Source organism: Hymenobacter sp. IS2118, from assembly GCF_000715495.1.
Classification (GTDB): Bacteria; Bacteroidota; Bacteroidia; order Cytophagales; family Hymenobacteraceae; genus Hymenobacter.
The window spans coordinates 67,311-81,876 of sequence record NZ_JNLX01000087.1 but is presented as its reverse complement, the minus strand read 5'-3'; the positions used below and the strand labels follow the sequence as shown (position 1 = coordinate 81,876).

Here is a 14,566-nt window from a genome sequence, read left to right as displayed (position 1 = left end):
CTTGTCCTTACCCACATCTTTGAAAAGCGCCGGCCAACAGGTCGGCGCTTTTTTGTGGGTTCTTGCGGGGCCGGCTTAGTAGCTTGCGAGATGAGTATTTCGACGCATTTCTGCGACCCGCAGCTGTGGGCGCAGACGCATTTTGGGGGCACGGTGTTGGGCGATGCCCGCCGCAGCCGACGGGTGGTGCAGTTGGCCGCCGGTTGGGCCCGGCAGCCGGGGGCCACCATTCCGCAGTTGGGGACCGGCCAGGCGGGGGCCAGTAAAGCGGCGTATCGCTTGCTGGGCGGTGCAAGGGCCACGCCCGAGGCGCTGCAGGGGGCGCATCAGGCCGTGGTTCGCCAAGCGCTACAGGAGCCGGGCACCTACCTGCTGGTCGAAGACACGAGCGAACTGAGCTGGCCCGAAGCCGACGAGCGCCGGCCCGGCCTGGGGCCGGTCGGGCCGGGCAAGGCCACGAGCCAGGGCGTACTGCTGCACTCGTTGGTGGCCGCCGGCTGGCCGGTGCAGGACCCCGACCCGGCCGCCAAACGGCCCGCCCTGCCGCTGCTGGGCCTGTTGGACCAGCAGTTTCACGTCCGTCAACCGGTGCCGGAGGCCGAAAAAGACCATCTCCACGGCGGCTCGCGCCTGCGCCAGGGCCGGGTCCGCGAATCGGCGCTCTGGTCCCGGAGCTTGCGCAACGTGGGCAGCCCGCCACCGGACGCGCGCTGGGTGGTGGTGGCCGACCGCGGGGCCGACATCTACGAGCACCTGCAGCAGTGCCGGGCCCAGGGCCTGGGCTTCGTGGTGCGCGCCGCCCAGGACCGGGCCCTGGTGGCCGGCGCCGACAAAGCGCCCGCCGGGCGGCTCTTCGCCGTGGCGCGGGCCCAGCCCTCGGCGGGCCAGTTGACCCTGGCCTTGCGTGGCCGGCCGGGCCAGCCGGCCCGCGAAGTGCTGCTCCAGGTCAGTTTCAGCCCCCCGCTGGCCCTGCGTGCGCCCCAGCGACCGGGCGCGGCGACGGGCAAAGGGGACCCGGTTCCCTGCGCCCTGGTACGGGTCTGGGAAGCCGCCCAAGTCGGGGACACAGGCCCGGCCACGCCCGCCCTGGAATGGCTGCTGCTCTGCGACCAACCCATCACGGATTTTGCCCAGGCCCACGCCTGCGCCCGGCAGTACGTGAGCCGCTGGCTCATCGAGGACTTTCACAAAGCCCTGAAAACGGGCCTGGGGGCCGAAAAGCTCCAGCTCCAAACCGCTGACCGTCTTTTTGCCGCCGTCGCCCTGCTCAGCGTGGTCGCATTGGCGCTAGTGGATATGCGCGAAAAAAGTCGCCTCCAACCCGACTTGCCGGCGACGGCAGCGGGGCTGGAAGCGACTTTTTTACAGGTCCTCACGCTGCGCAGTTCACGACCCGTGCAGACTGTGCGCGACGTGTATTATGCCTTGGCTGGCCTGGGCGGCCACCTGGGCCGCAAAGGCGACGGACCACCTGGCTGGCAAACCCTCTGGCGCGGCCTGATGAGCCTGCGCTTACTCGTCGAAGGCGTCCAGCTCGCCGCTCAGCTTAACCAGCCCTAAGATGTGGGTAAGGACAAGCACCTCACGGCACCGGGCTTCTTAAATAACGAGGCCGCCGCTTAGGCCGCCACCTTCTCGCCGTTTTCACGGTCATCAATGGCCTTGCGCAGCTTGGCAATGGCTTGGATGGCGCGCTCCTCATCGAGGCGGTTGATGTTGAGCAGCATCTTGGTCTTCTCGGGGCGGGTAATCACCGGGTGGTTAAGCAGGCGGATGATTTCCTCTTTCTGCGAAGCCGTGGCGTACTGCACCGGCGCAGCTTGCTCGGCGGCTACGGCTGGGACCTCGGCGGGCACCACCTGCATGGCGGGCACGGCTTGGGCTACAGCGGCAGCCGGCGCCACGACAGCAACGGGCGTGTTGGTGTTGTAGTCCATTTCCTCGGCAGGAGTAGGCTCGTAGCCAGCAGCGCGGATAATCCAAGCCAGGCAGTTGCGGTAGGCCTTGCCAATGGCGCGGGTCTGGGCCATGCTCATGATGGCGAACTCCTGGTAGAACTTCTTGCCGCTCTCTTTATTGGAACACACGGCAAAGCCAGCGCCCACGGTAGTCTGGTGGCGGATATCAAACAGCGTGACTTTGGCCTGGTATTTCATCTCATCGGGGCTGCTCACGTTGATGACGTGCTCCACGATGGGCACGATGCCCAGGCGCGAACCGGCGTACTGCCAGCCCTCCACGTTCACGAACTCCTTGCCCTGCACGTTAGTAGTGAGCTTGTTGTCCTTGATGAACTTGGCGAGGTCCTTCGCCAGGTCCAGCGTCTCATCGGAGCGACTGATGTCGTAGCTCTCGACTTTTACTTTCTTGGTAATGTCCTTGGTGGTTTTGGTGGCCTCGTTCATGGCTTTGTTCTTTAGTAATGTGTCCAACTGATGTTCGGGTCTATAACCGAAGCATTGCGAGAAACGTGCCAGAAAAGCCAAAAATATTGGTAAATTTTATTGCTGTATATCAAGTTGTTATGCACATTTATGAAAAATAAACTAACTAATCCTATTGGGTAAGTGGTTCGCGAGAATGAAGTTTTGGAAAAATCGGCCCTAAAGCTTTCCCGCAGAGGAGCGCAGAGGTTCGCGCAGAGGGCCGCAGAAGAACATCCTCTGCGGCCCTCTGCGCGAACCTCTGCGCTCCTCTGCGGGAAAAATCGTTGTTGGTATCCGTTAGCCGCCCTCCACGATGTGGCCGTCGCGCATCACAATCTTGCGGTCAGCCATTTCGGCCAGCTGGTCGTTGTGCGTCACAATCACGAAGGTCTGGCCCAGCTCTTTGCGCAGCAGGAAGAAAATCTGGTGCAGCTCCTGGGCGTTCTTGGTGTCGAGGTTGCCGCTGGGCTCGTCGGCAAAAATGATTTCGGGCGAGTTGATGAGGGCGCGGGCTACCGACACGCGCTGCTGCTCGCCGCCGCTCATTTCGCTGGGCTTGTGGTCGGCCCGGAATTCCATGTTGAGCATGCCGAGCAGCTCGCGGGCCCGCACGCGCACTTCCTTCTCGGAGCGCCCGGCCAGGTAGGCAGGCAGGCACACGTTTTCCAGCGCCGTGAACTCGGGCAGCAGGTTATGAAACTGAAAGATGAAGCCGATGTGCCGGTTGCGGAACCGGGCCAGGTCGTTGCGTCCCAGCGTGCTCACCGACTCGCCATCGAACAACACCTCGCCCGAATCCGGGTTGTCCAGGGTGCCCAGAATGTGCAGCAGCGTGCTTTTTCCCGCGCCCGAAGAGCCCACGATGCTGACAATTTCCGACTTTTCAATCGTCAAATCAATGCCCTTGAGCACGTTCAGGGAGTTGTAGCTCTTGTGAATGTTGATAGCTTGCAGCAACGGAAGGCAACGAAAAGCGTGAATGATGCGGTAGTGGCAAAGCTACGCAGAATCTGCGCTAGCGTTACGAGGCCGCAAATATGTTATAGACCGGGCGGCGTATTTTGAAATTGTGCCAGTGACTGACCTCTCGCTAATGCCTGTATTTTTTGTTTTGCGGCGGCGCTGGTGGCTGCTGGTGCTGCTGGCGGCAGTGCCGCTGCTGGCCCTGCGGTGGTGGCCCCGGCAGGTGGGGGGCGAAGGCGCCGATACGGCCCTTAGCCAGCAACTGGCCACAATGCCTTCTGCATTCGGAACCGCCTCTTTCAGCGGCGCGGAAGTCTTCGATAGTACTCGGCTGCGCGGCGTGAGCTGGGTGGGCGGCGACTCTACGACCGCCGCCGACCTGGAGCCCCTGCGCAAAGCCCACGTGACCTGGATAGCCCAGATGCCCTTTGGCTGGCAGACCGGGGCCAACGAGCCGCTGATTCGGGTGAGCACCGGGCGGCGGCCCGGTCGCGGCAGCTACTGGGGCGAGAGCGACGCCGGCCTGCTGCACACCGCGCGCTTGGCCCACCAGCACGGCATCCGCACGCTGCTCAAGCCTCACCTCTGGGTGCGCGGCAACGGCGCCTGGCCCGGCGACATTAATATGAAGAGCCCGGCCGATTGGGACGCCTGGTTTGCCAGCTACGCCACCTATATCCTGCACTACGCCCAAGTGGCGGAGCAGGGTAAATTCGACGCGTTTTGCATTGGTACCGAGCTGCTGCACCCCACCGAGCCCGCCCACGAAAAGGCGTGGCGCCGCCTCATTCGCCAAATCCGGCAGGTGTACCACGGGCCACTCACCTACGCCGCCAACTGGAGCGGGGAGTACCAACAAATCCGGTTCTGGGACGCGCTGGACTACGTGGGCATTCAAGCTTACTTCCCCCTGAGCCCAGCCGCCAACCCGTCCCTCGACGCCCTGATGGCCGGCTGGCAGCCCCACCTACGCGAGCTGGCCGCCTGGCAGAAAAAAGTCAAAAAGCCGGTTGTGTTCACCGAAGTGGGCTACAAAACCACCCCCGACGCCGCGGCCCGGCCCTGGGAGTGGCCCGAGCGCCTGGCCCTGCCCATCGCGCCCGACGAAGCCACCCAGGCCCGCTGCTACGAGGCGCTGTTCCGGGCCTGCTGGGGCCAGCCGTGGCTGAAAGGCATGTTTATCTGGAAGTGGTACCCCGGCCTGGCCCCCGACGGCCCGGCCCGCCGCCACGCCGATTTTACGCCCCAGCACAAACCCGCCGAAGCCGTGCTGGCCCGCTGGTACGGGCAGTAGTGCAAGCTATAATGTAGCATAAGCTTTAGCTTGTGACGAGTGCAGCGAGTATCCGGTAACGCACCGTTTAACGAAGCCAGCCGCCGAACTCGCGGTGCTCGTCACAAGCTAAAGCTTGTGCTACGAGCACGCAATTGCTACAATAAAGACTGGCCGCCGTACTTTCGTGCTACCAACCGAAGGTAAGAGTCGCTAAACCCACCCCTTTACCAACCTTATGAACATTCACGAATACCAGGGCAAGGAAATCCTGAAAAAATACGGTGTCCGTATCCAAGAAGGCATTGTGGCCGATACCCCCGAGGAGGCCGTGGCCGCCGCCGAAAAACTAACGGCTGACACCGGCACCACCTGGTTCGTCATCAAGGCGCAGATTCACGCCGGCGGACGGGGCAAAGGGGGCGGAGTGAAGCTCGCCAAAGGCCTGGACAAGGTGGCAGGCATTGCCAAGGACATCATTGGCATGCAGCTCATCACCAAGCAAACCGGTCCCGAAGGCCGCAAAGTGAACAAGGTGCTGGTAGCCCAGGACGTGTACTACCCCGGCGATTCGGAGCCGAAGGAGTACTACATGAGCGTGCTGCTGGACCGGGCGTTGGGCAAAAACGTCATCATCTACACCACCGAAGGCGGCATGGACATCGAGGAGGTAGCCGAGGCGCATCCCGAGAAAATCCACCGCGAGCACGTGGACCCCGCCGTGGGCCTGCAGGGCTTCCAGGCCCGCAAAATTGCCTTCAACCTGGGCCTTGAGGGCGAAGCGCAGAAGGAAATGGTGAAATTCGTAACCGCCCTCTACAAGGCCTACGACGAAACCGACAGCGCCATGTTCGAAATCAACCCCGTGTTGAAAACGTCGGACAACAAGATTCTGGCCGTTGATGCCAAGGTGACGCTGGACGAAAACGCCTTGTACCGCCACAAGGATTTCGTGGCCCTGCGCGACTTTAACGAGGAAGACCCCTTGGAAGTAGAAGCCAGCCAGAACAACCTGAACTATGTGAAGCTCGACGGCAACGTGGGCTGCATGGTGAACGGCGCCGGCCTAGCCATGGCCACCATGGACATCATTAAGCTGAGCGGCGGCGAGCCGGCCAACTTCCTCGACGTAGGGGGTGGAGCCAACGCCCAGACGGTGGAGGCGGGCTTCCGCATCATTCTGAAGGACCCGAACGTGAAGGCCATCCTGATTAACATCTTCGGCGGCATCGTACGCTGCGACCGGGTGGCCAACGGCGTGGTGGAAGCCTACAAAAAAATCGGCGATATCCGCGTGCCCATCATCGTGCGTCTGCAGGGCACCAACGCCGAAGAAGGCGCCCGCATCATCGACGAAAGCGGCCTGCAAGTGAAGTCAGCTACCCTGCTGAAGGACGCCGCTGCCCGCGTGAAAGAAGTGCTGGCGGCTGCGTAGCGGCAATTAAAAATTGAGGATTAAAAATTAAAAAGGCCGTTCGGAACATATCCGAACGGCCTTTTTAATTTTTAATCCTCAATTTTTAATTCACTTGCCTTCGGCTACGCCCACGTTTTCCTCCGCTTGCACCGGAATGGTCTTGCCCATTACTTTGAGCTCGACTTCCATGTTGCCGCGAGTGCCCACCGAATAGGGGCATATTTTGTGCGCCTGGCGTACCATATCAATGGTTTTGCCTTCGTCAAATTTCTTCAAATCCACGTCAAGGATGGCGCTGAGACCGTAGGCTTCGCCTTCCTGAAAGAGCGTAACGGAGCACTGCACCGTACTTTCTTTGTCGAGGGTGTCGCCCGATTTTTGAGCAATCACGAGCAGCGCCTGCTGAAAGCACGAGGCGTAGCCCGCGGCAAACAGCTCTTCGGGGTTGGTTGCATCCTTTTTGCCACCCAGGCCTTCTGGTACCGACATTTCCATGTCGATGGTACCCGTAGCCGAGCGAACGCGGCCGCTGCGGCCGCCAATGGCCGAGGCATCGGCCGTGTACAGATTCTTTTTCATAAAAACAGTGTAGGAGGATGAAGATTTATGCTCACTAATACAGTTAGTTTAACTGCTTTTTCCGGTCTGGGGTTTTGTCGCTTCTCGGCTGGCTCGTAGGAATTGTGAGGTTATATTTGGTCCCCTTCGCTTTTTTGGCTACTTTTGCAGCCTAATCCGGCCGCGTCGTACAACGGATAGTATGAGAGTTTCCGAAGCTCTTGATTTAGGTTCGATTCCTAACGCGGCCACGTAAAACCCCCTCTGCAGCTTGCTTAGGGGGTTTTTTCTTGCTGAAATGCCGAACGCGAAGAAAACGTTCGAGCTGGTACTCAGTAGTTGCAGTGGGGCAGAAAGCATTCAGAGCGGCTGCGCGGCCACTTACTTCCCCGCTATGGCTTGGAAACGGGCGAGCGGGGCCGCCAGCGTATCGGCCGAAAACAGGCTGAGCGTGGTGCCGCTGACGCGGTAGTGCTGCACTTGGTTGAGGGCTTGCAGGAAAATGCCTTCGGTAGCCAGGTCGGGGCAGGCGCTGCGGGTGGTGGCCAGCGGCCCTAGGCGGAGCTGGCCCACGGCGGGCGCCGTGTAAGGACCCGAAAACCGGTTGCAGCCGGCGCGGCCCTCCACGCGGGCCCGGCCTTCGGCGCGGCCCTCCACGCGGGCCCGGCCTTCGTCGAGTACCAGATACGGCGTTTGCTCCATGGCGGGAGGGGCCTGGCCAGCCAGCTCGCGCAGCTCCCAGCGCACGTCGCGCAGGGGCGAGGTCGTGGGAGCGGCGTTATCAACGGCCTCGGTTACCGGGCCACTGGTGGGCCTTTCGGCGATGTCGTAGCTGCACGCGGCGGGCACGAGCAGGAGCAGGGCAGCACCTATCCGTAAGACGAAAGGAAATGGCATAACGGCAAGCGGTAAGGGAAGTTGTTGATTAGGAAATTACGGCAGAAGGTACTGCCCAATGGCTGACTACTGGCTTTTGGGGAGAGTTTTCGAGGAGGATTCCAGGCTTATTTTCAAGATTGTCGTTCCGTGGCAAACCCATTCATGAAGCGATTTGCTGGCTATAATCGACCGGTTCTCAGCCTTCGGCCCCGCTTCTGCGTATAAGGCATTCTGTGTTTTTCAACTGTTTCGTTTACTCAACTTTGAACCATGAATATTAAACCATTTTTCGCAACCCTCGCTCTTACCGTCGCTTTCACCGCTCCTGCTTTTGCCCAGGATATGAAAACCAAGAGCGACGACGAGAAGACCAAAACCAAGGCCGATGGCATGATGACCAAGACCAAGATGGCCGATGACGGCAAGATGAAGGTCAAAGGCAAATCGGACAAGGGCGACAAGATGAAGGCCAAAACCAAGCCCCGCAAAGACGACAAAAAAGCCGATATGAAAGGCGACATGGGCATGGGTGCCGGTGTAATGGTAGGCGGCGCCATGATGACGCCTGACAAGGACATCGTGGACAACGCCGTGGGTAGCGCCGACCACACCACCTTGGTAGCTGCCGTGAAGGCCGCCGGCCTGGTAGAAACCCTCAAAAGTGCCGGTCCTTTCACCGTATTTGCACCTTCCAACAGCGCCTTCGACAAGCTGCCCGCCGGTACCGTCAACTCCCTGGTGACGCCCGAAATGAAGCCTACGCTCACCAAAATCCTGACCTACCACGTAGTGCCCGGTAGCGTTACTGCCGCCAACCTTACGGATGGCCAGGTCCTCACCACCGTGCAGGGCGAAACCCTGACGGTGATTAAGAACAGCAACGGCGTGATGATTAAGGACGCCAAAGGCGGCATGGCCACCGTGACCATCGCCGACGTTATTTCTAAAAATGGCGTAACTCACGTAATCGACACGGTGCTGATGCCCGCTCAATAGTCAGCCAATCAAGCAGCAGGCTGACAGTCCCAAACAGGTGTTCTGCTTGCTGCTCGTAAACAAAAAACACCCACCGGCTGGCCGGTGGGTGTTTTTTTTGGTGGGTGGCGGCTGCGACTAACGCTCTTCCTTATTCAATCATCAGGCGGCGGCCCACTATCCGGCCATCGGCCAGAGTCAGGCGCACGGTGTAGACGCCGGCGGGCAGGTAGGGCAGCGCGAGCGTGGCCTGGCCGGCCTGCGCGGCGGGCTGCTCCCACACGCGGCGGCCCACGGCGTCGAGCACGGTGGCGCGGGCAAATGCGGGCCCGGCCACGGTTACCGTGCCACGGGTGGGGTTGGGAAACAGGCTGTAAGCCTCGGCCTGGCGGGCGGTGGCGCTGGCGGTTAGCACGCTGTTGGTCATTACCGGGCGCATCATCAGGGCGCCCCGCCGCACGGCACCGCGCGGCACGAAGCTCACGGTGTCCCAGGCGCCGGTGTTGTCGCGCCGCCAGAGGTGGGCGGGCGGGAAGGTATTGTTCAAGTCCAGGCCGTAGTGCAGGTCGCGGCCCTGCGAGGGCTGGGAGTAGCCCACGTAAAACGTGCCCGACACCGGAACCGGCTGGTCGAAAGTGATTTCGAAGTACGGCGCTCCCGCTGGCAGCGGGTTGGGCAGGCTCACGCTTTTGGTGGCCACCGGCATATCGGCGGGCCGGCCATTTTCCTCATTCCAGACGCTGATGGTAACAGGTCGGCTGGCGCGGTCCGAGGCCGTGAAAACGGGGTAGAGGCGCAGCGCCCGCACATTATCGGGCTGGTTGAGGTTGATGCGGTAGGCAAAGGCGGAGGCAATGCCGGTGGAGTAGGACACCAGCTGCACGATATTTTCGGCCGAGCCGTCGTCGTAGGCATAGTAGTTATCCAGTACCACGTCGCGGAAAATGGTGTCGTTGGGTTGCGTGCGCGGGTCGGTTTCCTGGGCGTCGAGCACCAGCGTGTAGCGCAGGGTTTTGGCCGTGGGCGTGCGCGGAATGGCCACGCGGTCGGGGTGGCCCGTCACACTGTCCTGACGCGGATTCACGGGAAAGGCGATGGAGCGCCCGGCCCAATTACCAGGAACCAAGCTAGTGGGCAGCTCGCGCACCGTGCCTGCGATGCTGATGGGAACGGGCAGATTACCCGCATTCAGGTTGGTGAAATTGACGCCCATGCGGGCCGCTACTTCGCTGTTGGGCGGCGTGGCAGCGTTGAATTGCCACACCGGCATGGCCGTGTAGCGGCGCAGCGGGTTGCTCAAACCACCCGACGGAATGCCGCCCCGGATGCCGGCGCTGGTGGCCACGTCCACAAACGTGGTATCGGTCAGGCCGCGCGTGCGGCCCCGGTCCAGCACTACGTAGTCCACGCTCCAGCCGTCGCTGTTGTCGGCCCGGTTGCCCGTGGCCAGCAACATAAACTGGAAGCTGCCGTGCAGGTACTTCGCGTCGTTGAGGCTGAAAACCTGTTGCCGGAACGCCGTGCGCCGGCCCGTGCTCAGCTCCTGCCACAATAGCTCCCAGGCACCGGCCGCCGTTTTGGCATACAGCTCCAGCCGCACCTGGGTGTTGCCAATATTCCGGTTGGGCACCCCGATGATGGAGCCCGCCTGCCAGGCGAAGCTCAGGTAGAGCTGGTCGTTTGGCGTGAGGCCGGCCAGATTGATGGGCTGCGAAACCAGCGAATCGAGGATGCCATACGACGCGTTGACGGTGCCGCTGTAGCTCTGGCCGTTGGCCCGGAGGCCATCCAGCGTGGCCGCGCCGCGGGTGAGCGGGTAAATGGCCAGGCGGTTGCTCACCAGCGCGCCGCCGGTTGGCAGCCAGTTTTCAACCCCGGGCGCGCCTTCCAGCGGCGTGGTAAAATCGTCGAAAAAGGGCAGCTCCAAAGCGGCGGTCCGGCGCTGGGCCCGCGCGTCTGGCTGGGGCGCATACGCGGCCCGGGCCGGGTCGGCCGACAGGGGCCGCGTGGGAACTACTTGCGCCGAAGCAGCACCGGCGAGGATAAGCAGCCCGGGTAGGAGCAGGCCGCGCCACATGCGGAAGGGTGTTGTCATAGGTAGTTAGCTTTTGTGTGCCCGTATTGTGCAATCGTACCCGGCCGTTAACCTCACTCCCTAGCCCTCTCTCCCCAAGAAGAGTGGGTTAGGGAGTGAGGTTAACGGCCGGGTACGCGTGAAAAGTGCAGTCAATTAGCCGCGCCTTTTATCGGAATTGTAATTTTCTGACTACTCAAAAGCAGCCTAACGAGAACCGCCGTATAAAAAGTGCGAAACCATCAGCACGTCGCCTGCAAACCCGCGCAATACTTGGTTGACCGTTAACGCGCCACCCAGATATCGACCAGCTGGCCCATGCGAATGGTGGCGTCGGGGCCGGCTGCGGGGCGCTGGCGCACCACTGTGCCAGTAACTTGGCCGGCTTCGGCGGTTTGCTCAAATACTTCGCCTTTTTGCAAGCCCTGGCCCACCAGCAGCGTAATGGCCTCGTCCTCGGGCATATTGATGAGGTTGGGCACGGCAAACGTTTGGTTGCCCTGGCCGTCGCCTACCACCAGGTCGACCTTGGTGCCTTTGGCAATGGGGGCGCCGGGCGCTATCTCCTTGCCGTTCACCAGCTGCTTGAGCACGGCGTTCTGGGCCAGGTCGGGCACCAGCTGAATCTGGCCTACCACCAGGTCGTAACTTTTCAGGATGAGCATGGCGTTCTTCGAGGAGCCATCGGTGAGCTTAGGCATCTTGATGACCGGCGGGTTTTGCATGCTCACCTGCAGGTAAATTTTGCGGCCTTCCTTCACCTTCTCACCGGGCGCGGGGTCCTGCACCAGCACCGTAAAGGGCCGAATGCTGGGGCTGTAGCTGGAATCATCCACGAAGTAGGCCAGGTTACGCTCCTCGAGGTAGTCCTCCAGGTCGGCCACGTTCATGCCCGTCACCTTGGGCACGGTGATGGTTTCGCCGTGGTGGGTGGTCATGGGCAGGTACACGTAGAAGAACCCCAGTACCAGCAGCAGGCCGGCAACGGTAATCAGCACCAGGTGCTTCACCACATCAAGGGGGCTATTAGCAGAAAAGAATGACATTGAGCGAATAAGATGCTATTTGAAGGAATAAAGAACGTCATGCTGAGCGGAGTCGAAGCATCTCTACCGCAATAGTAAATCCAATTGATTGGGTTAGTTACGCGGTAGAGATGCTTCAGCAAGCGGACGCCAGATAAAGCATGACGGGCTAATTGGTTGTGCTTAAGGCCACCCGCGCTTTGCCGAACTCCAGAATCCGGTCGATAAACTGATACGGCGTGTAGCCAGCCAGCGCCGTTTGGTGGAAAATGCAGGTGGCGGGCGTCATGCCGGGCAGGGAGTTTACTTCGATGATGAGCACCTCAACTTCGCCCCCGGCGCGCACGCGCACGAAGGCGTCGATGCGGGCGTAGCCCTGAATGTCGAGCACTTCGGCCACGCGACGCAGCACGGCCTTTACCTCGTTGGAAATGCGCTGGCGTTCGGCGGGGTCGGCGTGGTAGCGGGCGGGGGTGATGTTCTGGCCTTCGCCGGCCAGGAATTTCTCTTCCAGGCTCAGCACCTCGCCGGTGGCCAGGGCCTCGCTGGCCTCAAACACCTCGATGCTGAGCTGCCCATCTTCGTCGAAAGACGTGAGCAGGCCACCCGTTACTTCCAGGAAATGCGCGGCCCCGTCGCGGCCGATGAGCGTTTCGACCAGGAAAGCGTCTTTGCGCGGAAACTCCTCCTTGAAGCCCAACTGCAGCACCCCGGCGGGGCCCGTGAGCAGGTCTTCCTCGGTCCGAAAAATGAGCTGGCTGAAGGCTTCCAGCTCCGCGCGGGTCTTGATTTTCTTCACCGCCGAAGAGCAGCCGTCGTCGGCGGGTTTGGCAATGAAGGGGTAGGGGAACTGGGTTTCGAGCGTGCGGTAGAAGCTTTCGGCCTCGGCCTGCCACTCCAGCTTGGCGGCCATGCGGTGCTCGGCCACTAGCAGGCCGGCGGTGCGCAGGCGCTTGTTGGTTTCGAACTTGTTGATGGTGACGCTGCTGCTGGCCACGCCCGAGCCGTTGTAGGGCATCCCGAATTTTTCCAGCTGCTGCTGCAGCGCGCCGTCTTCGCCGGGCCGGCCGTGCAGGGCAATAAACACCTCGTCGGCCAGCTGGGCCAGGTCTTCGAAGGTAATGCGGCGGGGCAAGGCCAGCCCCTGGCCCGCGTAGGTGCTCGTGATGGCGCTGGCTTCGCGGCGGATACGCTCCAGAATGGGGTGCGGGGCCTCGCCAGCCTCGGCGTGCTCAATCTTTTCGCGGATGTCGTCGGCGTTGTCCTTCAACATCACGTTCACGGGCAGCACGTAGAGGCGGTGCTCGTCGGCCGAGCCGGTGAGGAACACCGGCACCGGCGCGTACTTGGCCGAGGAGCTGAGCTTCTCGTAGATGTTGCGGCCGCTTTCCACCGAAATGTGCCGCTCCGAGGAGTAGCCGCCCATAATTACGGCCACGCGGATGCGCTCGGTGGTTTCGTGCTGGCGGCCGGCCACGGCTTCGTCCAGCCGGGCCAGCAGCTGCGCCAGCTTCACGGGCCGCAGTCCGGCCCGGCGCCGCGCCGCCAGCGACGTGCGAATCAGAAATGTGAGAAACTGGGACGGGTTGAGCCCGATTTCGGCCGCCTGGTGGAAGAAGAACGACGCCGGCAGCATGCCCGATGTTGTGTTCGGGTCGTTGAGGTATAGGGTAGGGGGGGGGGAGGGTATGGGGGTAGGAGTTGCGGTATAGGATTTGTCTACTTCATGCCCTCCTACCCCCATACCCTCATTCCCTTCCACATAGAAGCCGTCGAGGCGCGCGTACACCTGGAAGCCGAACGTGCGGAACATCTCCTCGCAGGCTTCGCGGATTTCCTGAATTTTTTCCTCGGGCAGGTCAATGGGCGTGACTTTGCGCGCCAGCCCGGGCAGGTACTTCGAGCGGTAGTCGAATAGCTCGTCGCCCTTCACAATCTCGGTGGGCGGCAGGGCCAGAGGCAGGCCGCTGGCGTCTTCCACCACAATGCAGCTGAACTCGCGCCCGGCCACAAAGCTTTCAATCAGCACCTGCGTTTCGCCGTCTACATTGGTCAGGCGCACGCTGTCGGCTGTCTCAAACCGCTCGTTGAGGGCAAAGAGCAAGGTTTCGGGGTGGTAGATGGGGGCGGTTTCGTCGTCGAATACCACTGGTAGGCCAATGCCTTCGCGGATGTCGGTGAGGTGCTGCACCCAGGCCAGCTTGTCCTGCTCGCCCAGCCGCAGCCATTCCTCCTTGGTGAGGGTTTTGCGGAACAGGCTGCGCTCCACGGCGTCCTCGAACTTGGCCAAGTCGTCGGTTTTCAGAATGCTCACGCCGATGCTAGAGCCCTGGCGCGGCGCTTTGAGCACCAGCGGCAAACCCAGCTCGCGCACCAGGTAGCTCAGCGTGGCGGCGTGGTTGGTGCTGTCCCATTCCTCGGCCTTGATGACGCGGAAAGCGGGCGTGGGCCGGCCCAGGGCGTGCAGCAGGTTCTTCTGCGCAATTTTGTCGATGCCAAAGGCCGAGGGCAGAATGCCGGAACCCGAGTACGGGATGCCCAGCCACTCCAGCATGCCCTGAATGGCGCCGTCTTCGCCGCCCGGCCCGTGCAGGGCCAGAAACGCGAAGTCCATGAGCAGCGGCAGTTCCGCTATTTGCACCTGGCGGCCCACTTTGGAAATGGCCTGGAATTTCTCCTCGGGGCTGAGCTCGCCCAGGCTCTCGATGTACACCTGCAAATGGTGCAGCGAAGGCGGCTGCGACGACACCGGCGGGTAGAAGTCCCGAATGGTACCCTTGTAAATAAACTGCCAGTCGAGCAGAATAAACTGCCCCAGGCTGTCCACGAAGATGGGCACTGGCTGAAACAGGGCCTTGTCTAAATTATCAAAGACGGTGCGGCCGCCGGCGAAAGAAATTTCCCGCTCGCGCGAAGTGCCCCCGAAAAAAATGCCGATTCTCATAAGTGAGGCAAAGGTAAGGAGGGGAACGGGGC

The 14,566-nt window shown here is 61.6% G+C and carries 11 protein-coding genes and 1 tRNA gene; 5 read left to right on the top strand and 7 right to left on the bottom strand.

Translation table 11 applies throughout. The annotated features are described in order from the left end of the window. Positions 1 to 90: 90 nt before the first annotated feature. Complete coding sequence (locus GM79_RS08070) at positions 91 to 1,560, top strand: IS4 family transposase (protein ID WP_035561936.1); 1,470 nt, start codon at positions 91 to 93, stop codon at positions 1,558 to 1,560. 59 nt (positions 1,561 to 1,619) lie between these two features. Here the strand turns inward: GM79_RS08070 and GM79_RS08065 are convergent, their stop codons facing one another. Beyond that, on the bottom strand, positions 1,620 to 2,405 hold the full coding sequence (locus tag GM79_RS08065; protein ID WP_035561932.1) for a hypothetical protein: 786 nt from the start codon (positions 2,403 to 2,405) through the stop codon (positions 1,620 to 1,622). A gap of 318 nt (positions 2,406 to 2,723) precedes the next feature. Then, positions 2,724 to 3,383, bottom strand: coding sequence for an ABC transporter ATP-binding protein (locus GM79_RS08060; protein WP_035561930.1), 660 nt, complete (start codon positions 3,381 to 3,383; stop codon positions 2,724 to 2,726). A 136-nt stretch (positions 3,384 to 3,519) separates the two neighbouring features. On the opposite strand from GM79_RS08060, the gene GM79_RS08055 reads away from it, so the two are divergent. After that, positions 3,520 to 4,683: a glycoside hydrolase family 113 gene (locus GM79_RS08055; RefSeq protein ID WP_051718652.1), complete on the top strand. Its 1,164-nt coding sequence runs from the start codon at positions 3,520 to 3,522 to the stop codon at positions 4,681 to 4,683. Positions 4,684 to 4,900: 217 nt separating this feature from the next. Then, entirely contained in the window at positions 4,901 to 6,097 is a 1,197-nt protein-coding gene (sucC, locus tag GM79_RS08050) for an ADP-forming succinate--CoA ligase subunit beta (RefSeq protein WP_035561928.1), read from the top strand. Positions 6,098 to 6,187: 90 nt separating this feature from the next. On the opposite strand, the gene GM79_RS08045 is transcribed toward sucC, so the two are convergent. After that, positions 6,188 to 6,658: an Ohr family peroxiredoxin gene (locus GM79_RS08045; RefSeq protein ID WP_051718651.1), complete on the bottom strand. Its 471-nt coding sequence runs from the start codon at positions 6,656 to 6,658 to the stop codon at positions 6,188 to 6,190. A gap of 158 nt (positions 6,659 to 6,816) precedes the next feature. Here GM79_RS08045 and GM79_RS08040 point away from each other — a divergent pair. Further along, positions 6,817 to 6,888 (top strand) — tRNA-Arg (locus tag GM79_RS08040). Between the two features lie 130 nt (positions 6,889 to 7,018). Here the strand turns inward: GM79_RS08040 and GM79_RS22835 are convergent. Continuing rightward, positions 7,019 to 7,534: an META domain-containing protein gene (locus GM79_RS22835; RefSeq protein WP_051718650.1), complete on the bottom strand. Its 516-nt coding sequence runs from the start codon at positions 7,532 to 7,534 to the stop codon at positions 7,019 to 7,021. A gap of 489 nt (positions 7,535 to 8,023) precedes the next feature. Between GM79_RS22835 and GM79_RS08030 the strand changes: the two genes are divergently transcribed. Beyond that, positions 8,024 to 8,512: a fasciclin domain-containing protein gene (locus tag GM79_RS08030; protein WP_051718656.1), complete on the top strand. Its 489-nt coding sequence runs from the start codon at positions 8,024 to 8,026 to the stop codon at positions 8,510 to 8,512. A 130-nt stretch (positions 8,513 to 8,642) separates the two neighbouring features. Here the strand turns inward: GM79_RS08030 and GM79_RS08025 are convergent, their stop codons facing one another. From GM79_RS08025 to GM79_RS08015, 3 genes are all read right to left on the bottom strand, one after another. Beyond that, positions 8,643 to 10,586: a T9SS type A sorting domain-containing protein gene (locus GM79_RS08025; RefSeq protein ID WP_081867629.1), complete on the bottom strand. Its 1,944-nt coding sequence runs from the start codon at positions 10,584 to 10,586 to the stop codon at positions 8,643 to 8,645. A 263-nt stretch (positions 10,587 to 10,849) separates the two neighbouring features. Then, positions 10,850 to 11,611, bottom strand: a complete 762-nt coding sequence (locus GM79_RS08020; RefSeq protein WP_035561924.1) for a PASTA domain-containing protein — start codon at positions 11,609 to 11,611, stop codon at positions 10,850 to 10,852. Positions 11,612 to 11,759: 148 nt separating this feature from the next. Continuing rightward, entirely contained in the window at positions 11,760 to 14,534 is a 2,775-nt protein-coding gene (locus GM79_RS08015; RefSeq protein ID WP_035561922.1) for a hypothetical protein, read from the bottom strand. Positions 14,535 to 14,566 lie beyond the last annotated feature (32 nt).